This window comes from Bacteroidota bacterium, assembly GCA_016213405.1.
Classification (GTDB): Bacteria; Bacteroidota; Bacteroidia; order Palsa-948; family Palsa-948; genus Palsa-948.
Window position 1 is genome coordinate 19722 of sequence record JACRAM010000095.1, and the last position, 22934, is coordinate 42655.

Below are 22934 nucleotides of genomic sequence, written 5' to 3' on the forward strand. Positions count from 1 at the left end.
TTTTGTCTACAGTTAGCTGATAATGCTCTTTATCAATTCTGAAAAATGCTGAAGCGCTATTCCGGCAAGACGCATGACCCCATATAATGCCCATAGGAAAATCTTTACTATAAATTTTAGTATTCCCCAGAAAATATCCTTTCCTTCCATCGATATTTGGTTTTAGTTGGTGTTGTTTAAAATTAAGTTCGCTTCAATGGTCACTCTCGCTCCTTTGTTTTCCAGCCACTTTTTATAAAATCCCGACACTTCCCTGAAAAGTTCATTCTCCTTATTGTCTTTGGGCTGATAAATGAAATGCACTTCTATGTTTTTTATATCAGGCAGAGGGATTTCGCTTTCAAGAATCTTTTTAACAGAATCTTGGTTAGTTTCCAGCAGTTGAAGATTATCCGCTTTGTAAAATGAAATGGCAGAAGTGTTTTCCATTAAATCAGAATACACGATGAGTATTCTGCGCCTGGCGGCACTTTCTGAAAGGCGCTTGAGTTCCTTTGCCATCGGGAGGTAGAGCGATGAATAATTTCTGCCTGACGGGATTGATTTCACTTTTGCAAACGCGCTCTCTATTTTGGAGAGGAAAGCGGTTGACTCGTCTTCTCTGGCATAAACATTAGACAGGTATTCGCAGGCGGGACTGAGACTGGCTTCGTAAACAGAATTGTAATCCACATCGCTTAACGTAAGCAGGCGGAATCTATATCCCTGCCATAATGCGCTGCTGGCATCAAATAAATTTTTGATGACGGTTGAATCGGGGCTGGCAAGAAAACTGTCTGTCTTGTCTATCAGCACACTTTCATCTATGGCGTAATAATTACTGCTGCAACTCTGGAACATAAATAAAGCAGCAGAAGCGAGGAGAAGAGTAATTAAAATTGATGCAAGTGTTTTCGTGGTCATGTGTTTTAAAAATTAATGGTGTGTATATTATCGAATGGTCGTGCCTTGTTAGAAAGAAAACAATCGGGAGTCTTGCGGTCATGCCGATGCGTAAGATTGCTCGACTTGAACGCTTCCACCGCTTCTGCCGACCAGCGCCTGATGCGTTCTGTCAGATGCTTTGCGTATTCCGGTTTATACAAAAGCATATTTAACTTTTGGTTCAGTTCGTCTTTGATGGCTTTGATTTCCGCTTCCAGTTCCCTATCCTGTTGTTTCAGGTTTTCATAATGTTCTTTCTCCCGCAGATTTTTTTCATGTTCCTCCTTCTCCGAAGCAGGGACGGTATTTTTGTAGATGTACCACACGGTAACGATATAGAAAACGAGATTGAGAAACACCAGCCAAATCGGATGAATGTTGTAGTGCGCCACATCTTTCAGGCGTTCTGCCCGAAGCGTGGCGAGCATATAAAACACTCCGAGGGCAAGCAGAGTAGCCCCGATGCTTACCAATTTCTTTTTCATACCATCGTGGCTGCTTTCCTTCAGGTATTTGGCAAGTTGTTTGGCAAGAAGGAATAAAGCGCCTGTTATTCCAATGGACATAATCAGGGCAGTGAGCCAGTTTCCTCCCAAGAGTTGCAGTGCCCCCACATTAATGGCGATTTCCGTCAGTCCGATAAAAGCGATAATCACATTGAAGTTTTTGCTTTTCTGAACGGATCTAATCTGATGCATGGATTCTCCGTTTTCGCTTTTTTCCAGTTCAAAGTTTTGTGTCTCGGCTTGTATGGTCTTTCTTTTCTCAGTCCGTTCTTTTGCCTTTTCATCTGCCAGCGCAATCAGCATCTGGGCTTCCGCCTTGCTTGATTCCGCCTGCAGCTTTTGATTGACATGGGCGATAAGCCGATTATGTCCGGCAACACTGTCGCTGGTGTAGGACTCCAAAGAATCGCCCTTTAACTCAGGGCGATTCTGCCTGGCGAAATGTTTTCCTTTGATGCGGGCTTTCTCAAGTAACTTCTGATGTTCCGCTTCCAGATAATTTTCCAATATCGCATCGTAAATTCCGCCTGTGTAGCTCAGATGATTATTTTCCATGTTGTGTGGTTTTTGGTTGAACATATTTTGTTTAGCGGGATAGTTCTTGCCCTTTGCTTTTTGTTTTTCCATTGCGGATTTCTTGCACTTCGCTCTCTCGCTTCATTGTTTCAATCACTTTGTCCTTTTCAGGTTCTTCACCTCCGGTCATCGGTGTTTCAGACAGTGATTGGGTTATCATCCGCGCTTTCTCTTTCGCCTTGTCAATGAATTTTTTCTTCAGAGCGTAGAGGTTGAAGTCCGAGGGGAAGATTTCCTTGTCCTCACGGTCTTTGGCGGTGTACTTCATTTTCTTTTCCGCAGGATCGAACGCTCGGAAGATTCTGGCTTCAATTTTTCGTCTGCCGTTTTCCTTGCCCATGACGGTCATGAAGTGCTGCCCTTTTTCAGCAGAGGAGTATTCGATGAATACTACTTGCTCGGCAGGGCTTTTCCGATTCGGTTGTTTTTGATTTGATGTTTGCATTGTGAATTGATTTAGGGTTGTTATTTATGAATTGATTGTTGCAAAGAATAGTTGAGAGGCAAAAGCAAACTGGGTGGGATTTCTGGGTGGGATATTGTAGGGTTTTGCATACATTTGCACCCGAAAAAACAATAAAAACAAATAAATTAAGGCAAATACAGGATTCATAACCCTGAGGTCGAGGGTTCAACTCCCTCCCTCGCTACTTCTTCCTTCCGAATGAAAAAAACCCTTCTGCAGAACCTTGCCTTTCTTCTTCCTTACCTGTTATTTCTCATTTCTGCAGGAATTTTTCTTTCCCTTCATTCAAAAGCCGAAGCACATATACTGCTCAACCAGTACAGATCAGAATTCCTTGATTATTTTTTCAGATACATTACTTTTTTCGGAGATTTTGTAACAGTAATTGCAGTTACATTTCTGCTATGTCTTTATAAATATCGATTTGCAATTCTGGTGGGTGGGAGTAATATTTTGTCAGCGGGTATAACTCAATCGCTTAAGCATTCCATCTTTGATGATGTTGTGCGACCAAAAAAATTTTTTGAAGGAATGAATACTTTAAACCTTGTGCCCGGATTTGAAAATTATCTCTACAACAGCTTCCCGAGCGGACACAGCACGTCAGCTTTCACTACTTTTTTTTGTCTTGCATTGGTGGTGAAAAATAAAATGCTCAAGTTCCTGATGTTTGCGATTGCTCTCACTGTTGGATTTTCCCGCGTGTACCTCTCTCAGCATTTTCTGAACGATGTTTATGCTGGCTCACTAATTGGCGTTATTACTTCTCTGGCAGTTTACAGATTTGTTTTTCTTTCTGAGAGACCAGCCAATGCAAAATGGATGGAAAACTCATTGATGAATCGTAAGTGATTTTCGTTCCCTGCCACCACTACACATACTTTTCTTAAATTTGCTCTTCTCATATATATGAATACCGAAACTCCATACCACCCGAAAAATAAAATCCGCATTGTTACTGCCGCTTCGCTGTTTGACGGTCACGATGCCGCCATCAACATCATGCGAAGGATTATGCAGAGCACAGGAGCTGAAGTGATTCACCTTGGGCACGACCGCGCGGTGGAAGAAGTGGTGGATTGCGCCATTCAGGAAGATGCGCACGCCATTGCAATGACTTCGTATCAGGGCGGACATATTGAATATTTTAAATACATGTATGACTTGCTGAAGAAAAAGGGAGCGGAGCACATAAAAATTTTCGGAGGCGGAGGCGGAACAATTCTTCCAAGCGAAATTGAAGAATTGCAGAAGTACGGCATCACGCGCATTTATCATCCTGATGACGGACGCCATATGGGTTTGCAGGGAATGATTAACGATGTTTTGAAATCCTGCGACTATCCATTCGGAAATAATTTGAATGGAGAATTCACACCTATTTCGGTGAAGGATAAAAAAAACATTGCGCGATTAATTTCTGCTGCTGAAAATTTTCCTCATGAAAGCAAACCGATTCTTGCAAAAATAAAAAAGAAAAGCGCTGCCATCAATACTCCAGTTCTTGGAATCACCGGAACAGGTGGCGCTGGAAAATCCTCTCTCATAGATGAATTGGTGAGAAGATTTATTCTTGACTTTCCGGGCAAACATATCGGAATTGTTTCTATTGACCCATCGAAGAAAAAAACCGGTGGGGCATTATTGGGAGACAGAATCCGTATGAATGCCATCCTCAACGAACATGTTTACATGCGTTCGCTTGCCACACGCCAAAGCAACATTGCCATCAGCAAGCACGCGGATGATGCTGTGAATATTCTCAAGGCAGCAGGATTCGATCTGATAATTGTAGAAACATCCGGCATCGGGCAGAGCGATACGGAAATTACCGACCATGCGGATGTTTCGCTCTATGTTATGACTCCTGAATTTGGCGCTGCATCGCAGCTTGAAAAAATTGATATGCTTGATTTTGCTGATGTGATTGCGATAAATAAATTTGATAAGCGCGGTGCAATGGATGCGCTTCGTGATGTGCGCAAGCAATACAAACGCAACAGAAATATTTTCAAGGTTGCTGACGAAAAACTTCCTGTGTTCGGAACCATCGCATCACAGTTCAACGACCCGGGAACAAATTCACTCTACAAATCTGTTATTGACAAGATTAATGAAAGGAAGGGTACAAAGTTTATATCAAAATTTGCTATCACAAAAGAAATGAGCGAGAAGATTTACATCATTCCTCCTTCACGCACACGCTATCTCTCCGATATAACAGATAACAACCGCAAATACGATGAATGGGTAAGAACTCAGAGCGAGATTGCAGAAAAACTTTATGTGTTGCATCAGACAATTTTATTGTTTGGCGGTCCGGATTTATTACATGGCTCTCCCCCTTTGAAAGGGGGAGGAGATTTTACAGGAAAATACTCGAAAGGATTAATGAATCATCCCGTTTTAAAAACTTTTCGCAAAGAAAAAAGAAATGCATTGACTCCAGCCGAAGCAAAACTCTGGACAATATTACAAGGCAGAAAGCTTAAAGGAAGAAAATTCAGAAGGCAGCATTCCATTGGACCATACATAGTTGATTTTTTCTGTCCGGAAGAACAATTAGCAATAGAGGTTGATGGAAACCATCATTATAATGCAGTTGGAGCGGATTACGATTATGAGCGAACAATATTTATTAATACTTATGGAATAAAAGTATTAAGATTTGAAAACAAAATGATTTTTGAGCAGACAAATTTTGTTATTGAAGGAATTATACAAGCGTATGGATGGGAAAATACAACCACCCCTGCCCATCCTTTACAAGGAGGGGAGTTATTAAAAACTCTAACAAAAAAATTTATTGTAACACTCGAAACTCTTGATCCTCATAACTGGAAACTTATTGAGGATTGGCAGAAGAAAATTAAAAAATATAAAGACGAAAACTACATTTTCAAAGTCCGCGACAAGGAAATTAAAATCAAAACTCATTCTGAAAGTTTATCACATACTCAGGTTCCGAAAGTTTCTCTTCCAAGATTCAAATCGTGGGGAGAAATTCTCAGATGGTCGCTTGCAGAAAATGTGCCCGGAGAATTTCCTTATGCAGCAGGAATTTACCCTTTCAAGCGCGAAGGCGAAGACCCTGCAAGAATGTTCGCTGGTGAAGGATGCCCTGAAAGAACCAATAAGCGCTTCCATTATGTTTCAAAAGGATTGCCAGCGAAAAGATTATCCACCGCGTTTGACAGCGTAACGCTCTATGGAAATGACCCTGATTATCGTCCGGACATCTATGGAAAAATCGGCAACAGCGGAGTTTCCATTTGCTGTCTGGATGATGCAAAAAAATTGTACAGCGGTTTCAATCTTGCCAACCCTAAAACTTCTGTGAGCATGACCATCAATGGTCCAGCTCCCATGATGCTCGGATTCTTCATGAATGCAGCTATTGACCAGCAATGTGAAATATATATTAAACAAAATGGACTGGAAAAAGAAGTAAAAAAGAAGATTGAAAAATTCTACAAAGAAAAAAAATGCATTCGCCCGAAATACAATGCACCCATGCCAGAAGGTAATGACGGGCTTGGTTTGATGCTGCTTGGAATTACCGGAGACAATATTCTTGAGAAAAATGTTTATGAAAAAATCAAAACCGAAACACTGAAGCAAGTTCGCGGAACGGTGCAGGCAGATATTTTAAAAGAAGATCAGGCGCAGAACACCTGTATTTTCTCTACGGAGTTCGCGCTGCGAATGATGGGAGATGTGCAGGAATATTTTATCAATAACAAAGTAAGAAATTTTTATTCCGTTTCCATCAGCGGCTATCACATAGCAGAAGCAGGAGCGAATCCGATTTCACAACTTGCCTTCACGCTGGCAAATGGTTTCACATTTGTGGAATATTATCTGAATCGCGGAATGAACATCAATGACTTCGGTCCGAATCTTTCTTTCTTTTTCTCGAACGGAATTGATCCAGAATATGCAGTAATAGGAAGGGTTGCGCGAAGAATCTGGGCAAAGGCGATGAAATATAAATACGGTGCGGATGAACGTTCGCAGATGCTGAAATATCACATACAAACATCGGGCAGAAGTTTGCACGCGCAGGAAATTGATTTCAACGATATACGCACTACGCTGCAGGCGCTTTATGCAATTTACGACAACTGCAATTCACTTCACACGAATGCGTATGATGAAGCTATCACTACTCCGACAGAAGAAAGTGTGCGCAGGGCAATGGCGATTCAACTCATCATCAATAAAGAATTAGGACTGGCAAAGAATGAAAATCCACTGCAAGGTTCATTCATTATAGAAGAGATGACTGATCTGGTGGAAGATGCTGTGTGTGCAGAATTTGACAGAATCACCGAGCGCGGAGGAGTTTTGGGAGCAATGGAAACCATGTATCAGCGAAGTAAAATTCAAGAGGAGAGTTTGTATTATGAAACATTGAAACACACAGGAGAATTTCCGATCATTGGAGTAAATACTTTTCTTTCGTCAAAAGGTTCACCCACCATTCTTCCAAAAGAAGTGATACGAGCAACAGAAGAAGAAAAGCAAGAGCAGATAAAAACGATTGAGAATCTTCATAGGAAATTTTCAAAAGAATCTGATGATGCGCTGAAGAAACTTCAACTGGCAGCTGTGCAGAACAAAAATATTTTTGCCGAACTGATGGTTGCTGCAAAATATTGTTCGCTCGGACAAATTACTAATTCATTATTTGAGGTTGGCGGGCAATACAGAAGAAATATGTGATGCCTAACGTATTATTTAAGATGTGCAATTTAAAATCTGAATTCCTGAAAAAAATAATTCTTGTTTTATTTTACTTTCTGACAACTGCACTCTTGTTACCATTTTACGCACAAAAAAACCCAATTGATTCTTTAAAGAATTTACTAAAAACCCTAAGAGAGAATACAGACAAGGTGAATATTCTTTATCAGTTAAGCGAAGAATCTAATGATGACCGAGATGTTCTCAACTACGCTTCGCAGTCTATGCAACTTGCCGAAAAATTAAATTATAAAAAAGGAATCGCTGATGCCTCTAACAATGTTGGTTATGCCTACATGAACCTTGGCGATATTCCAAAGGCACTTGAATATTACCACAGAAGTTTAAAAATTCAGGAAGAACTTTCTGTACAAGAAACCGATTCAACTGCAGTTCGTGAAAGCAAAATCGGAATTGCCAATTCATTAAATAATATTGCCTATGTGTACGATAACCAGGGCGACATTACAATGGCGCTTGAATATTTTCATAAAAGCTTAACAATACGTGAAGAAATAAAAGACAAAGCAGGAACCGCCCAATCACTAAATAATATCGGAGTTGTCTATAATAAAAAGGGGGATGTTCCAAATTCACTTGAATGTTTCCAAAAAAGTTTATCCTTACACGAAGAACTAAAAGATAAAAACGGCATAGGGGGAGCATTAAGTAACATCGGTACAATTTATCATAAGGCGGGCGACATTAGTAAAGCGCTTGAATATTATCAAAAAAGTTTAGCGATACGGGAAACAATAAATGATAAAGCAGGAATTGCAAACACACTCATTAACATTGGTGGTATTTTTTTTATACAAAAAAATTACAGCAAAGCAGAAAAATATTTTATCCGCTCTCTGCAATTAGCAAAAGAAATTGGTTTCCCCGCGAGCATTCGCAATGCAAGCAATCAGCTGAGCAATATTTATTCAGTGCAGAGCAAATTCAAACAGGCGTTTGAAATGCAAGTGCTGTTTAAGAAAATGGCAGATAGTATTAGTAATGAAGAAACACGCAAGTCATCGGTAAAGAAACAAATGCAATATGATTTTGAAAAAAAAGAACAGTCCATAAAGTCCGTTCAGGATAAAAAAGACGCAGTAGCAAATGCAGAAAGTCGGAAACAGAAATTAATTACAGGGTTTACAGTTTTCGGACTGCTATTTACAGCAGTGTTTGCTTTCTTCATATTCCGTGAGAGAAAAAAGAGCGAAAAACTACTGCTGAATATTTTGCCCATTGAAACAGCACGTGAACTCAAAACTTCGGGAAAGGCAAAAGCAAAACATTATGAGCAGGTTACCGTGATGTTCACCGATTTTAAAGGATTTACAAACATTGCAGAAAAACTTTCTGCTGAAGAATTAGTAAGCGAGCTGGATTTTTTGTTCAAAAAGTTTGATGAAATCATTTCTAACTATCAAATAGAAAAGATAAAAACAATCGGAGATGCTTATATGTGTGCAAGCGGACTTCCTACTCCGAATAATAATCATGCTGAGAATATCGTTAACGCAAGTTTAGAAATGCAAAACTGGATGACCAGTCAAAACGGAAAGTGGCAATTGAGAATCGGCATTCATACTGGACCTGTCACTGCAGGAGTGGTGGGTAATAAAAAATTCGCTTATGATATATGGGGAGATACCGTGAATATAGCTGCAAGAATGGAGCAATCAGGTGAATCCGGGAAAATAAATATATCGGGAAACACATACCAGTTTATCTCCCCAGTGCTTGTGGAAAAGGGATGGGAAGTGAAGCACAGAGGAAAAATTCCAGCAAAAAACATTGGAGAAGTGGATATGTATTTTATAGAAATGAAATCTGCTGCAAACACATAATATTTTAAGTAAGAATATGTTTAAACGGATTATCAATACAGGCATTTATCCTGAACTAAATTTCAAGGAACAAAGCAAAATCAGGATTTTCAACATTTCCTGTCTTGTTGTTTCATCCATTCTCATTTTTTATTCTGTATTAGGAATCATACAGGAACTTTATCTTATTTCATTTCTTTCTTTGCTGGAAGTATTATTTTTTGCTTTTAACTTATGGATAACTCATCTTCGCAAATACATTTTTTCTTATCACTTCGGTATCATCAACGGAATGATGTTCATATTTAGTTTCGCAATCGTCCTTGGTGAAACAAATCAGGCGCATCTCTATTTTTTATTCATGCCTATGGCGGCAATGATAGTGTTTGACAGCAAAAAAACAGCATTGTTTTATTTTATTCTATCTATGATTCTGCTGACAGCATCCACATTTATTTACAAGTACTTCACGCCATTCTATGATGTTTCTGCTACAGGAGGGGTTTTCGGATTGACCAATCTTTTATTTGCCGGACTGTTGATTTTTCTGGGAATAAAACTTTTTAAAGTAGAAAACCTCGAGTTTAATGAAAAAATAAACCTGCAGAAAAAATTACTGGAAGAAAAAAATAAAGACATAACCGATTCAATTACTTACGCAAAGAGAATACAAAAAGCGCTGATGGCATCCGATTCTCTTCTCAATAAAAATCTTCCTGAACATTTTATTTTGTACAAGCCAAAAGATATTGTGAGCGGAGATTTTTACTGGGCTCAGAAATGCGGTGATAAATTTTTAATTGCTACCTGCGATTGCACAGGGCATGGTGTGCCGGGCGCTTTCATGAGTCTGCTCGGAATTTCTTTTCTCAATGAAATCACGAAAGAAAAAAAATATTGCTCAGCCCGATTTGATTTTTAATTCCCTGCGGGAACAAATCATCAAAGCGTTAAACCCTGAAGGCAACGAAGAAGGAAAAGATGGAATGGATGCGGTGCTTTGCAGTTTTGATCCATCACCAGACGGAGGGAAACTTGAATTTGCCTGCGCCAACAATCCTTTGTGGATTTTACGCAACAATCAATGGCTTGAATTCAAACCCGATAAATTTCCAATTGGGATGCAGGGAGAAAACAAACCGTTTACGTTGCAGAAAGTTCAACTGCAAAAAGGCGACTTGGTTTATTCCTTCACGGATGGCTATGCCGACCAGTTTGGAGGAGAAAAAGGGAAAAAATTAAAATACAAGAACTTTCAGCAATTACTTTTGAATACTTCTGAAAAAAGAATGGATGAACAAAAAATAATGCACATATCCCTAAGATTATTTTTTTATTATCTTTATTCTCCAAAAAATACAGTATGGATATAATTTATTTGGAATGGGAGAAAACTAATATTAAAGAACTTTCTGAATTTAAAGACACCTTTTTCTATGCTTTTACAAAAAGTAATACGTTGCTTTATATTGGTATTGCTTGGTATCAACCAGTGGATAAGGAAGTAAAAAACACTATTCGCAAATTGGATTATCCTGCTGATAAACTTGTTATTTGGCTTGGATACATTAAAGATTGCTCTCTCGGAAGAATTACTGAAAACATTATTAGAGATACAGAATCTTTGATGGTATGTATCAATAATCCCAGAGACAATACTCACTATAAAAAGAATTATATCGGGCGAGATTATTTGAAGGTAGTTAGTTATGATTGTTCTTTTTTGCATGATGTTATATATTATGACCATCCTGAATTTTTCCCTGTTTCATAGTCCTTCTTTTAAATATTCCATTCAATAGTTTATTAATTTTCCCTTTCTTTATTATTTCAATTCCCATGATTAAAAATTCCCTTTCCGTAGTATTTAAAAATGAACGCAAATTTCCTTTCTTGTCAAGGTAGGATTGTATATAATACTCCAAGCCCATTCTCATTAAATACCCTACATTCCAATAGTAAGAAATCAATAATTCCTCATTGTCAAAATCCATATTAACTCTGTAATCAATGTCCTTTTTCCATTTTGTTAAAATGTCCCGACTTGGGCGTAAAATTTTTATCTTTTTTTTATTTTCCATACGCTACTTGTTTTACTTGTTCCGTTGATGTTGCTTTCCAATGATATAATTCTTTCGGGTGATGGAGCGCATTTTTTAGGAACGATTCAAACTCATTTCCCCGAAAAGTTTTGTGATTGTATTTCCATTCATACTCTACCAGATAAAACGGCAGATATTTTTTGCTGATGGCTTTGTAACTTCCCTTGATGCCATTCTTTACATAACTCCAAAATCCCTCTATGGTATTGATGTGAACTATTCCTTTGCTGAATTGTTTTTTGTGAATTATTACCAATCTTTCAATGTAGTCCTCCAACGCCTTGTATGACTTAAAGCCATCGGTTACGAGTATTGAATTTTCATTGCTCGCATAATGTTTCAGCATGGCTAAAAGATTTCTTTTGGTAAGTTTTTCAATCACCTTGCTTTTCACATTTCCTTTCCTTTGTACCATTGCAGCCACCGAAACGCGATTTGTTCCTCGTCCGCGCTTTAATTTTATTCCCTTGTCCGATATGCTGGGCTGGCTGTCGGCAATGTTTTTTCTTTTTCGTGCCTTTCCTCCGAAATATGCTTCATCCATTTCAATTATTCCGTGTAGTTTGGTCGCGGGCATCAGCATACCCACGCGCACGCGCATACAGGTATAGAAAGCGGTCTTATAGGTCATTCCGATATTGCGCTGAACTTCTTTGGCTGCCATTCCACTTTTGGCATTTAAAACCAACGCAATGGTGGCGAACCATTCAGGCAATGGCATGAGCGTTCCTTCAAAAATAGTGTCTGTGAAAACAGAAAACTGCTCTTTACAGGTTTTACAAAAGTATCGCCCCCCGTTCTGAATCTACGACTCTTACCTTTTTACTTTCGCAAAAAGGACACTTTACAGTTTTTCCCCATCGTATTTTTCGCAGGTAAGACACACATTTCCTCTGTGTGTTAAACTGTTTGGTGATTTGAAGTATATTTGTTGCCATCTTTATAGAGAAATATTTTGTTTTTCTAATTTATTAAAATAATCTTAGGGATATGTGCAAAAAATAATTCTTGATAAAACTATTGAAACATGGAGAGGAAATCTTGAGCAGGTGGATGATATATTAATAATAGGAATCAGAGTATGAAAAGAATTTCTTTCGTCAGTTGCCCGTTGACCGCTGTCCGTTGCATTTTCTTTCTGGCTTTTATTCCCTACTTGCTGCTTGCTACTTGCTACTCTCAAACAAACATTTTTACGGCAGGATTTCAATACAAACCAATTTTCTCCAGTGCATTTTTCAGCACCGGAATAAAAACTGTTTCGCAGAACGGAATTGATTTTTCCATTTCTCAGAAGTTCGGCTATTGTGCAGGAATGGTTTTGAGAAGAGGATTTACGAAAAGATTATCAATGGAAACAGGAATAAATTATGTGAAACGGAATTTCGGTCTCAGCATTACCGATACATCTTTCACCGGCAAATCCGATTTCACCATCATAGGCTACGAAATCCCTGTTCAGCTTTTGATATTTTTACAGGCATCAAAAAAAGGATTCATCAATACATCTATGGGATTGTCGTGGGATATGTATCCTTCAAATATTACTACTAAAGACACCTACTTTAAACATAACGCCAAACGACACTCTCTTTTTCAAGGCTCCGCTCTCGCAAATCTTGGCTATGAATACCGCACGGAGAAAAGCGGATACTTTTATATTGGAGCTTCGTATCATTTGCCTCTCTCCTACTTTTACGTTTCTTCCATCAACTATACTCCTAATCAGGAAATAGCAAGAATGAAACTGGGAGGAAATTATCTCACGTTTGATTTTCGTTATTACTTTCATGAAGAGCCCCTGAAACCTAAAAAAGAGAAGAAGAAAAAAAAGAAAGAGAAGCAATAGGTTTCAGAAGGAGGCAAATGAATTTCTTATATCTTCGCAAATAAATTTTCAAACTATGAAAAAATTATTTCTCCTGCTGATTGTTGCTGCTCCTTTTTTCTTTTCCTGCGGAAATGGAAAAGAAGACGCTGAAAAAGCACGCGAAGACAGTCTGAAAAACGTGAATCAAAATCTGAGCGGGCAAGTGGTGGCAAAAGATTCTGCCATCTTCGGGTTCATCCGCGCTTTCAACGAAATTCAGGATAATCTGGATGTGATTAAGGACAAGGAGAAACTCCTCACTACTTCCAGCCAGTCAGGCGAACTTGACCAGAATCAGAAAGACAAAATCATTGGCGACATACAATCTATTTATGATCTGATGGTGAAGAACAAGCAGAAGCTTGGCTCTATGAATAAGAAATTAAAAAAGGCGAATCTGAAAATTGCCGAGTTCGAGCAGATGATTGAGCGATTAAATAACCAGATTGCAGAAAAAGATGTGGAGATTTCAGAACTGAAAAGCCAGCTGGAAAAGCTGAACATTGAGCTTTCGGAAGTTGCGATGAACTATGAAGCGGCACAGCAAATGCTGGAAGAGAAAACAGATAAGCTCAACAAAGCGTTTTATGCTTTCGGAACTTCAAAAGAATTAATCAAGCAAGGTGTGCTCACGAAAGAAGGCGGTTTCATCGGCATAGGTAAAGCAGAAAAACTTAAAGACGATTTCAATAAAAGTTATTTCACTCAAATTGATGCTACTGAAACAACCTCTATTCCACTTGCCTGCAAAAAAGCAAAACTTATCACCAACCATCCAAGCGGGTCATATAAATTTGACGGGCAAGACGGAAAAGTGGAAAAATTAATTATCACCAGTTCAGAAGAATTCTGGAGCGCTTCAAAATACCTTGTTATTGTGGTGGAATAAAAAATTTGTCTGTTAATTCATATTATATATCTTTGCGCCTCAAATTTTTAAACCACTTAAACCAAAATCAACTTTCATGAAAACAAAAGTACTTTCAGCAATTTCATTTGCTCTCTTTTTCGGCAGCACACTATTTGCTCAGACTTCTGGTGGCCCCGATGCGTATGGCTACGTTTGGAAAAACAGCGCTGATGTTGCCGGTCCAGCTTATTTGTGGAACGACATCAAAGCAACCGGAACCCAAATCACAGGTCTTGGCGATGATAACGTAGTTGCCAACATTCAACTTAACTGGCCCTTTCACTTTTACTGGACAGATTACAACAAAATAACAGTGGGTTCAAACGGATGGATTGGTTTTCCCGGTGCACCTGCAAACATTGCGGCTCCGTTTCCTACGCTACCTAACTCCGGAGCGGCAAAAAATACCATTTGCCCCCTGCTGGCTGACTTAACTTTTACTAAAACAAATTCTCAGCCGGTTCCCGGCACCAGCGCATGGTATTGGTCAAATAACGTTGACACCATGATTGTTCAATACGATTCAGTTCCTTACTGGGTGAACACTGCCAACGGTTTTGCCGGAAGGTATACCTTTCAGGTTATCTTAAGCGGTGCTGACAGTTCAATCACGTTTCAATACAAAGTGGCAACTGCAGGAACTCCTGCTTATACAGCTTCTGAAGGCAGCGCAACAGGCATCAGCAATTCAACAGGCACTATTGGGCTTCAGGTATTGCCAAGTTTAACATTTCCTACAGCGCTCACAGCAGTTAAGTTTTACTATCCTAACCCTGTTACTTACCAGGTGTATGATGCAACTCCTAACTGGAATCAAAATACTGCCAATGGAGGATTTTTTGTATCGGGTCCCTATGCGGCACCACTCAATATGACTACTGATATTGGAAATGCCGGCAATAGTACTATAGGCGGCATAGGCGTTATGGGGCAGTTGTTTGATATCAGCTTATCTCAGGTTTGGACCAGCAGTGCATCTGTTTCTTCTCTTCTGGCAGGAGCTGATACAGTGATTACTTACGGAACACCCTACACTTCAAACACTTTTGGAACCTACATTTACCGCACAACAACATCTAACGCTACGCCTGCCGATATGAATCCGGGTAATGACATTACAGATGTTGAAATGGTAGTAGTTGATACTACATTGGCAACTGTAGGGTTATCATATGTTACTGCCACTACAGCCACTACCGGAAACGGATGGGGCGGCAATGGCGGACAGGGCATTTATGTTGAGCCGCCTTTCTATCCTGCAACAGTTGTTTCAGTAGAATACTTTCCTGTTAATACCGGAACTAACGCAGCAGATTACCACCTTACTCAAATCAATGATGATGATGGAGTAAACAACTCAGCCGGAACACTCCTTTTTAATGATTCGATTTCAGCAACAGCAACCATCATCAATCAGTGGAATGTAAAAACGCTCGTTGCACCTCTTACTGTCACTTCAGGTGGAATATATGTAAGCTGGCTGGAGAACGGAGACTCTCTCAGCAACATTGGCACTGACCCATCATTACCGCTTTCAAACCGCAACTATGAAATCATTGGCGGAAACTGGGCTGCTTTCAGAAACAACTCGGCTGAAGATTTGATGATCAAAGTGAACATTCAGGGTTCTAATACAGTTGGAACAAGCAACCTGAATGAAAATGTTTTCTCTGTTTCTCAGAATTATCCTAATCCTTCTGCTACTTACACAAACATCAACTTTACTCTGTCTTCTGGCAGCGATGTTGCATTTACTGTAAGAAACATCATGGGACAAGAAGTTGATGGGATTAACTTCGGAAGCCAGTCAGCAGGTATGCACACTATTAAGTTGAACACGGCTAAACTTTCTTCTGGAATCTACTTCTACACAGTAAAAGCCGGTGACAACCAAATCACAAGAAAAATGATTGTTAGCAAATAATTCTCCTTTCTGACGCATTATTTTTCACATAAAGCCGTTCTTAATAATAGTAAGAACGGCTTTTTTATTTGATTTATTTTTAGTTCATTCGCACATTCATTTGTTATGAAATTATTTTTGTCAATAGCATTTGTATTTAGTTGCGTGATGCCTCATGCAGGTTATTGTTTTTCTCCTAAAGGGAAAAAGACCTCAGGAGACAGTTTGTCCGCCACTTCTCGAAAACCCTTGTTCAGGCACAAACATGAAGAATCCACTTCTCCTTTGATTGAAAAAATGAGCGATGAACAGTTGATGCTTCTCATCGACCACATGTTTGAGGCAACTTATATGCCGTCTGACCTATGGAGCGAAGTGATGATGGAAACAGCAAAAAGAAACCTGAGCAAGATAAACAGATTTGAATCAGACGTGGATGAAACCTGCTCTCAGCCATCAGGACTGCACATTGAAAAACTTCTTCCTGATTCTGTTGCCCCCTTTTCTGATCCTGACATGATGTTCCTTCACCCCGCTTCAAATTATTACAATGAATGGGATGAAGACCTTTCCACACTTTTTAAAGATGAATTTACTTTAGATGCTACTTATACACTTGAACTTGAAAACACAGAGTTCGGGTGCTTCAACATGCCTTCATGGGGACCTGTGTCTTCAACTTTCGGATGGAGACACAACCGCTACCACAAAGGAATAGATATCCAGATGAGAAAAGGAGACACTATTACTTCTGCTTTTGACGGAATGGTGCGCTTCGCTAAAAAGCAGGGTGGCTACGGAAACGTAGTGATTGTTCGTCACTACAACGGACTCGAAACTGTTTACGCGCATCTATGGAAAATAAAAGTGAAAGATGGCGATGTAGTTTCGGCAGGAGATTTAATCGGGCTTGCCGGAAGCACCGGTCATTCTACAGGACCACACCTTCACTTTGAAGTCCGCTTCATGGGTGCGCCTGTTGACCCGCAGTATTTTATTTCCTTCGACTACGGGAACTTACTTTTCAATACAGTTATTCTGAAAAAGAATAAGAGCGGATTGCTTGCCGCTTTTCATCCCGATACAGAATTTCATACTGTGGAAAAAGGAGAAACCTTCGCTGAGATTGCAACACATTACGCTACCACTACAAAAAAACTACGCGAGCTGAATGCCATAGCACCCAAGCAATATGTAAGATTGAAGCAGGGACAGGTTCTTCATGTAAGGGAAATTGAATGCGCTGAATCAGCTTCTTCCAAATAGCAGATTCTACTTATCTTCACGTTTTATTTTTGAACCCTTTCAACAATGAATATTGGATTTGATGCCAAGCGCGCTTTTCTGAATTCCAGCGGGCTGGGAAACTATTCGCGAACAGTGATTACATCGCTTGTGCAGAATTTTTCTGCGAACCATTACACCCTCTTCACAACAAAGAAAAACAAATCAACATTCAGTGAATTTATTTCCGGAAAGAAGAATGTATCTATCATCCAGCCAAAAGGAATTGTTGATACAAAGCTGAATTCAAGATGGCGTTCTTATGGAATTACAAAGCTGCTGGGCAATATTGATGTCTATCACGGATTAAGCAATGAGCTTCCGTTCAACATTCAGAAGTTCAAAGGAAAGAAGATTGTCACTATTCATGATTTGATTTTCCTGCGTCATCCTAAACTTTATCCGTTCATTGACAGAAAGATGTACAACAAGAAGTGTATGTCTGCTTGCAAATTAGCCGATGTGATAGTTGCGATAAGCGAACAGACAAAGAATGACATACAGGAATTTTACTCGGTTGATTCCAAAAAGATAAAAGTAGTTTACCAGAGCTGCGATGATCTATTTCACACAGAATACAGAACAGAAGAAATCAATAAAGTAAAAACCAAATACGGTCTCCCTGCAAAGTATCTCCTGAATGTAGGAACCATTGAAGAAAGAAAAAATCTTCTGACAATTGTTAAAGCGATAAAAAATATAAAAGACATTCCGCTGGTGGTGGTTGGAAAAAAGAAAACGTATTTCAAAAAGGTGCAGGAGTTTATAGCAAAAGAAAAAATAGAAAAAAGAATTTTATTCCTTGCGAATGTTCCAACCGAAGATTTGCCTGCCATTTACAGTGGAGCAGAAATTTTTATTTATCCATCGCTCTTTGAAGGATTCGGAATACCGGTTATTGAAGCGCTCACCCGCAAAACTCCGGTCATCACGACAAAAGGCGGTTGCTTTACAGAAACAGGAGGAAGTGATTCGGTTTATATTGACCCTATGAACACAGAGCAGCTCGCACATGAAATCACCCATCTTTTATCCTCTCCAGGTAAAAGAAAAGAAATGAGTGAAAAAGGATTTGAACATGCAAAGAACTTTCTTCCGGAAACTATTGCATCGCAAATGATGAAGCTATATTCTGAATAGATGGACGAAGAAATAAAAAAGGCAATTGACGTTCTCCGGACAGGCGGAACCATCCTCTACCCTACCGATACCATCTGGGGAATCGGCTGCGATGCCACGAATGAAAAAGCAGTGGAAAAAGTTATAGCAATAAAGGAAAGGAAAGAAGAAGCCCCTGCCCTGAAAGGAGAAATACAGATGAATGAAAACAATTTGTCCGGGCTCCCTTTAGAGCGGGGGGCAAGAACGGGGGGCAAATCATTTGTTGTTTTAGTAAGCGATGAAGGAATGCTGAACCGATTTGTAAAAGATGTTCCCGCACAGGCATGGGATTTAATTGAAGTAAGCGACACTCCGCTCACAATCATTTATGATTCAGGAAGAGGATTTGCAAAAAATATTCTGGCGGAAGACGGAAGCATTGGTGTAAGAATTGTGAAAGATGATTTCTGCCAGCGATTAATACATAAGTTTGGAAAGCCGCTTGTATCAACTTCAGCAAACATAAGCGGCACCGAAGCTCCGCAGAACTATGATGAGATTTCAGAAGGGATAAAAAGCAAAATAGATTATATTGCAAACTGGAGACAAGATGATTTTTCAAAATCAAAACCTTCTTCCATTATTAAGTTAAAGATGAACGGAGAATTCTTGATAGTGAGAAAGTAAGAAGGTTAGAAAGCAGGAAAGACAAATACATAAATAAGAAAACAATTCAATGTACATGTCATGACTACATCACAAAAACCACATAGGAGATTAATTTTATGGCAGAAAAGTATCGCCTTTTGTGTTTACGTTTATAAACTTTCAGAAAAATTCCCATCAACTGAAAAATACGGAATCACCTCTCAACTCAGGAGATGCGCAGTTTCAATTTCTCTTAATATTGCCGAAGGAGCAGGAAGAAATCACCAGAAAGAATTCATGCAATTTCTTGGAATTACCAACGGCTCGATTGCAGAAGCAGACACCATCTGCGAACTGTTGTTACAACTTGAGTTCATCACGCAAAAAGAAAATGATACAATCATGGAAAAGATAAACGAACTCTCAGCACTCAATAACGGGCTTCTTAAAAAGCTAAAATGTTTATGTACGTACTGAACTTTCTCACACTCTAACTCTCTCACCTTCTTACTACCTGTGAAAGATAAATTATCCCATCCCATCTTCAAAATTGTTTCCGACTGCGCATCGGAGATGAATGCGGATGCATATGTCTTTGGCGGCTGGGTGCGCGATTTATTATTGAAGCGAGACTGCAAGGACATTGATTTTGTCTGCATCGGCAGCGGAATTGATCTGGCAGAGCGAGTGGCAAAAAAGCTGGGAGATAATTATCACGTAACTATTTACAAGAACTTCGGCACAGCGCAGATTACTTATGAGGATTATGTAATAGAATTTGTAGGAGCAAGAAAAGAATCGTATGACAGAAACTCCCGTAAGCCCGTGGTGGAAGACGGCACTTTGGCAGATGACCAGAACAGGCGCGACTTCACCATCAATGCGCTGGCAATTTCTCTCGGCAAAAAAAATTACGGAGAACTGCTGGACCCATTCGGGGGAATAAAAGACCTGAACTCGGGAATCATACGCACGCCATTGAATCCTGACATCACTTACTCCGATGACCCTTTGAGAATGATGCGCGCCATCCGGTTTGCTTCACAGTTAGGATTCACCATTGAAAAAAAATCTTTCGAATCCATATCAAAGAACAAAGAGCGGATAAAAATAATTTCCAAAGAAAGAATTGCCGATGAGCTGAACAAAATAATTCTTTCGCCAAAACCATCAGTCGGATTCAAACTTCTGTTCGACACCGGATTGCTCAATCTGATATTTCCGCAGTTGGTTCTCCTGCAAGGCGTGGAATATGCCGATGGCAAAGGGCACAAGGATAATTTCTACCACACGCTGGAAGTGCTCGACAATATTTCAAAAAACACAAATGATCTATGGCTGAGATGGGCTGCCGTGCTGCACGACATTGCCAAGCCGCAGACAAAACGATTTGAAGAAGGGCACGGATGGACCTTTCACGGGCACGAAGACAGGGGCTCGCGCATGGTTCCTAAAATATTTGCCGAGTTAAAACTTCCGCTCAATGAAAAAATGAAGTACGTGCAGAAACTTGTTCTGCTTCACCTCCGCCCTATCGTACTCGCCAAGAATGAAGTCAGCGATTCAGCCGTGCGAAGATTATTGTTTGAAGCGGGCGATGACATTGACGACCTGATGATGCTTTGTGATGCCGACATCACTTCCAAAAATCCGGAGAAGGTGAAAAAGTATATGCGCAACTTTGAAATTGTGCGCGTGAAATTAAAAGAAGTGGAAGAAAAAGACAAGATGCGCAACTGGCAGCCACCCATCACAGGAGAAATTGTGATGAAAACTTTTAATCTACCTCCCTCAAAGACCATCGGCATCATCAAAGACGCGGTGCGCGAAGCCATTCTTGACGGAGTCATTCCCAACGAATATGAAAAAGCATTTGAATACATGATTCAGAAAGGCAAGGAACTGGGATTAGGGAGAAAGTGAGGGAGTGAGAAGGTGAGAGTGTGAGAGCGTATTAACTTTTCCCGAAGGGACTCTCCGAAGGAGTCCTTCGGACCTTCGGAGCTAACTTTCTCACCTTCTCACTATGAATAGTATTTATATTTTTGTATTGATGAAGCAATTCAGTAATCCTCTCATTCACTCTTTGCAGATATGATATACCGCTTCCGAATAACTTACGAAGACCACGAAGATGTGTTCCGCGACATTGAGATAAAATCTTCTCAGTCGTTCATGGAATTGCACACCGCCATTCAGCAGGCAATAGCGTTTGATAATTCAAAGCAGGCAACCTTTCATATGAGCGATGATTACTGGAGAAGAGAAGAAGAAATCATTTCCATAAACACAAGCGGGGAAGAAAAAAAAAGAAGAGATAAAAAAGAAGAGCCGCCCTCCAAAAAAATAATTTCCGATCACGTAAACCACCCGCATCAAAAGTTTATTTATGTTTTCGATCCTGAAAAAGAATGGACGTTCACCGTTGAACTCTTGAAAATAATTCCTGACGAAAAGAAAGAGTATCCTCTCTGCGTGAAAAGCGCTGGCACTTCGCCAAAGCAATACAAAGCAACCAACCTGCCTCCGCCCCCGGTAGAAGATGACGATGATGCTATACTAAACCTGAAAGATGAAAAAGAAATAATTGTGGAACCGGGAGAAGAAAAAATTTCGGATGATGACGAAGTGGAAGGATTGCTTCCGCTGGATGACAAAGAGGTGGATACAGGCGAAGAAAAAGAAGAAGGCGCTGAAGAAGAAGAGGAAGAAGGAGAAAGTTCGGAAGGATTTGAGGAGGAGGATGTTGAATAAGTTAATTGAGTTGACTTAGTTAATTGAGTTAATTAGGTTGATTGGGTTGATTGGGTTGATTAGGTTAATTAAGTTGATTGAGTAACAGCTATAATTAACCATTTAACTTAATCAACTAGTTAACCATTTAACCTAATCAACCCTTTAACTTATTTAACTTTTCCCGCTAATGCAATCCGAAAAAAAATTAATCGTTATCCTCGGACCCACCGCAGTTGGAAAAACCGCTCTTGCCATTGAAGTTGCCAAAGCGCTTGGCACAGAAATTATTTCTGCCGACTCCCGCCAGTTCTTCCGCGAGATGAACATAGGCACCGCAAAACCTTCTGCCGAAGAACTCAAACAGGTAAAGCATCATTTCATAAACTCCCTTTCCGTAACAGATGATTATAATGTGGGAATGTTTGAGCGCGATGCACTGCAGGTGCTTGAAAAAATATTAGCCCCACCCCATCCCTCCCCATTAGGGAGGGAGAAAGTAATACAAGTCCTCCCCCAATGGGGGAGGTCAGCTTGCCCCAATCGGAGCATCGGGGGAGGGGGCAAAGGATTCAGGAGGGGGCAGAGGATTCAGGAGGGGGTGGCTGTGATGGTTGGCGGTTCCGGCTTATACATTAATGCGGTGCTCAATGGTTTTGACCCGGTGCCGCAAGCCGACAAAGAACTGAGAGCAAACCTTACCGCATTATATAAAGAATACGGAATTGAAGAACTGCAGCAACAATTAAAAAGATTAGACCCCGAGCATTATCGTAAAGTGGATATTAAAAACCCCCACCGCCTCATTCGGGCGATAGAAGTTTGCCTGATAACAGGAAAACCGTATTCCGAATTCAGAAAGAAGGATTCCTCCCCTAATGGGGGAGGTCGGGCTGACGATTCTATCAGCCCTGACCGAAGCGTCAGGGAGGGGGCTTTGTTTACCCCAATAAAAATCGGACTTGAACTCGGGCGCGAAGAACTTTATGCACGCATAAACGCGCGCGTTGATAAAATGATGAGCGATGGATTGGTTGAAGAAGTAAAAAAACTTAAAGCGCACCGCCACCGCAACTCGCTGCACACGGTGGGATACAAAGAAGTGTTTGATTTTTTTGAAGGCAAGCAAGACCTCTCCCGAACGGTAGAACTCATCAAGCAAAACACGCGCAACTATGCCAAACGGCAAATGACCTGGTTCAGAAAAGACAAAGAGATAAAATGGTTCTCTCCTCACGACAGCAAAGCGGTGATTGAGTTTGTGAAAAAGGAGTTAGAAAGCAAGAAGTAAGAAGGAGAGAAAGTCCATTCACAAGATGTTGTTTGTCCCCCTCATGGAGGG

The 22934-nt window shown here is 40.1% G+C and carries 22 protein-coding genes; 16 read left to right on the plus strand and 6 right to left on the minus strand.

Annotation, left to right across the window (positions count from 1 at the left end; genetic code table 11):
- Positions 1-162 precede the first annotated feature (162 nt).
- Genes HY841_11700 through HY841_11710 form a run of 3 tightly spaced genes read right to left on the minus strand, consistent with a single transcriptional unit; the run spans position 163 to position 2451 of the window.
- Positions 163-903: a hypothetical protein gene (locus HY841_11700; GenBank protein MBI4931421.1), complete on the minus strand. Its 741-nt coding sequence runs from the start codon at positions 901-903 to the stop codon at positions 163-165.
- Positions 904-908: 5 nt separating this feature from the next.
- Positions 909-2057: a hypothetical protein gene (locus HY841_11705; GenBank protein ID MBI4931422.1), complete on the minus strand. Its 1149-nt coding sequence runs from the start codon at positions 2055-2057 to the stop codon at positions 909-911.
- Complete coding sequence (locus tag HY841_11710) at positions 2017-2451, minus strand: hypothetical protein (protein MBI4931423.1); 435 nt, start codon at positions 2449-2451, stop codon at positions 2017-2019. The genes HY841_11705 and HY841_11710 overlap by 41 nt, the downstream gene beginning before the upstream one ends.
- A 219-nt stretch (positions 2452-2670) precedes the next feature.
- Between HY841_11710 and HY841_11715 the strand changes: the two genes are divergently transcribed.
- The 6 genes from HY841_11715 to HY841_11740 all read left to right on the plus strand — a co-directional run bounded on the left by HY841_11715 (position 2671) and on the right by HY841_11740 (position 10815).
- Positions 2671-3324, plus strand: coding sequence for a phosphatase PAP2 family protein (locus tag HY841_11715; GenBank protein MBI4931424.1), 654 nt, complete (start codon positions 2671-2673; stop codon positions 3322-3324).
- 57 nt (positions 3325-3381) lie between these two features.
- The gene (locus HY841_11720) at positions 3382-7197 is read left to right on the plus strand and encodes a DUF559 domain-containing protein (GenBank protein MBI4931425.1); all 3816 of its coding nucleotides are present in this window, start codon (positions 3382-3384) and stop codon (positions 7195-7197) included.
- 173 nt (positions 7198-7370) lie between these two features.
- A complete protein-coding gene (locus HY841_11725; GenBank protein MBI4931426.1) occupies positions 7371-9062 on the plus strand; it encodes a tetratricopeptide repeat protein in 1692 nt (563 codons plus the stop codon).
- A 16-nt stretch (positions 9063-9078) separates the two neighbouring features.
- Positions 9079-9963 carry a hypothetical protein gene (locus HY841_11730; protein ID MBI4931427.1) on the plus strand — a complete coding sequence of 295 codons (885 nt, stop codon included), beginning with the start codon at positions 9079-9081 and terminating at the stop codon, positions 9961-9963.
- Entirely contained in the window at positions 9914-10414 is a 501-nt protein-coding gene (locus HY841_11735; GenBank protein MBI4931428.1) for a SpoIIE family protein phosphatase, read from the plus strand. The genes HY841_11730 and HY841_11735 overlap by 50 nt, the downstream gene beginning before the upstream one ends.
- Complete coding sequence (locus HY841_11740; GenBank protein MBI4931429.1) at positions 10405-10815, plus strand: hypothetical protein; 411 nt, start codon at positions 10405-10407, stop codon at positions 10813-10815. Before HY841_11735 ends, HY841_11740 begins: the two co-directional genes overlap by 10 nt.
- Here the strand turns inward: HY841_11740 and HY841_11745 are convergent.
- The 3 genes from HY841_11745 to HY841_11755 are packed head-to-tail and all read right to left on the minus strand — an operon-like array spanning position 10775 to position 12081.
- Complete coding sequence (locus tag HY841_11745; GenBank protein ID MBI4931430.1) at positions 10775-11122, minus strand: hypothetical protein; 348 nt, start codon at positions 11120-11122, stop codon at positions 10775-10777. The two genes, HY841_11740 and HY841_11745, sit on opposite strands and share 41 nt — an antisense overlap.
- The gene (locus tag HY841_11750) at positions 11112-11864 is read right to left on the minus strand and encodes an IS1595 family transposase (GenBank protein MBI4931431.1); all 753 of its coding nucleotides are present in this window, start codon (positions 11862-11864) and stop codon (positions 11112-11114) included. The genes HY841_11745 and HY841_11750 overlap by 11 nt, the downstream gene beginning before the upstream one ends.
- A 55-nt stretch (positions 11865-11919) precedes the next feature.
- Positions 11920-12081, minus strand: a complete 162-nt coding sequence (locus HY841_11755; protein ID MBI4931432.1) for a transposase — start codon at positions 12079-12081, stop codon at positions 11920-11922.
- Between the two features lie 143 nt (positions 12082-12224).
- On the opposite strand from HY841_11755, the gene HY841_11760 reads away from it, so the two are divergent.
- From HY841_11760 to HY841_11805, 10 genes are all read left to right on the plus strand, one after another.
- Positions 12225-12992 carry a hypothetical protein gene (locus HY841_11760; protein MBI4931433.1) on the plus strand — a complete coding sequence of 256 codons (768 nt, stop codon included), beginning with the start codon at positions 12225-12227 and terminating at the stop codon, positions 12990-12992.
- A gap of 55 nt (positions 12993-13047) precedes the next feature.
- Positions 13048-13902, plus strand: a complete 855-nt coding sequence (locus tag HY841_11765; GenBank protein ID MBI4931434.1) for a hypothetical protein — start codon at positions 13048-13050, stop codon at positions 13900-13902.
- 76 nt (positions 13903-13978) lie between these two features.
- The gene (locus HY841_11770) at positions 13979-15847 is read left to right on the plus strand and encodes a T9SS type A sorting domain-containing protein (GenBank protein ID MBI4931435.1); all 1869 of its coding nucleotides are present in this window, start codon (positions 13979-13981) and stop codon (positions 15845-15847) included.
- Positions 15848-15952: 105 nt separating this feature from the next.
- Positions 15953-17092: a peptidoglycan DD-metalloendopeptidase family protein gene (locus HY841_11775; GenBank protein MBI4931436.1), complete on the plus strand. Its 1140-nt coding sequence runs from the start codon at positions 15953-15955 to the stop codon at positions 17090-17092.
- 45 nt (positions 17093-17137) lie between these two features.
- Positions 17138-18250 carry a glycosyltransferase family 4 protein gene (locus tag HY841_11780; protein ID MBI4931437.1) on the plus strand — a complete coding sequence of 371 codons (1113 nt, stop codon included), beginning with the start codon at positions 17138-17140 and terminating at the stop codon, positions 18248-18250.
- Entirely contained in the window at positions 18251-18898 is a 648-nt protein-coding gene (locus HY841_11785) for a Sua5/YciO/YrdC/YwlC family protein (GenBank protein MBI4931438.1), read from the plus strand.
- Between the two features lie 60 nt (positions 18899-18958).
- Positions 18959-19336: a four helix bundle protein gene (locus HY841_11790; GenBank protein ID MBI4931439.1), complete on the plus strand. Its 378-nt coding sequence runs from the start codon at positions 18959-18961 to the stop codon at positions 19334-19336.
- Between the two features lie 39 nt (positions 19337-19375).
- Positions 19376-20782, plus strand: coding sequence for an HD domain-containing protein (locus tag HY841_11795; protein MBI4931440.1), 1407 nt, complete (start codon positions 19376-19378; stop codon positions 20780-20782).
- 171 nt (positions 20783-20953) lie between these two features.
- Positions 20954-21613 carry a hypothetical protein gene (locus HY841_11800; GenBank protein ID MBI4931441.1) on the plus strand — a complete coding sequence of 220 codons (660 nt, stop codon included), beginning with the start codon at positions 20954-20956 and terminating at the stop codon, positions 21611-21613.
- A gap of 169 nt (positions 21614-21782) precedes the next feature.
- A complete protein-coding gene (locus tag HY841_11805) occupies positions 21783-22883 on the plus strand; it encodes a tRNA dimethylallyltransferase (GenBank protein MBI4931442.1) in 1101 nt (366 codons plus the stop codon).
- Positions 22884-22934: the final 51 nt, after the last annotated feature.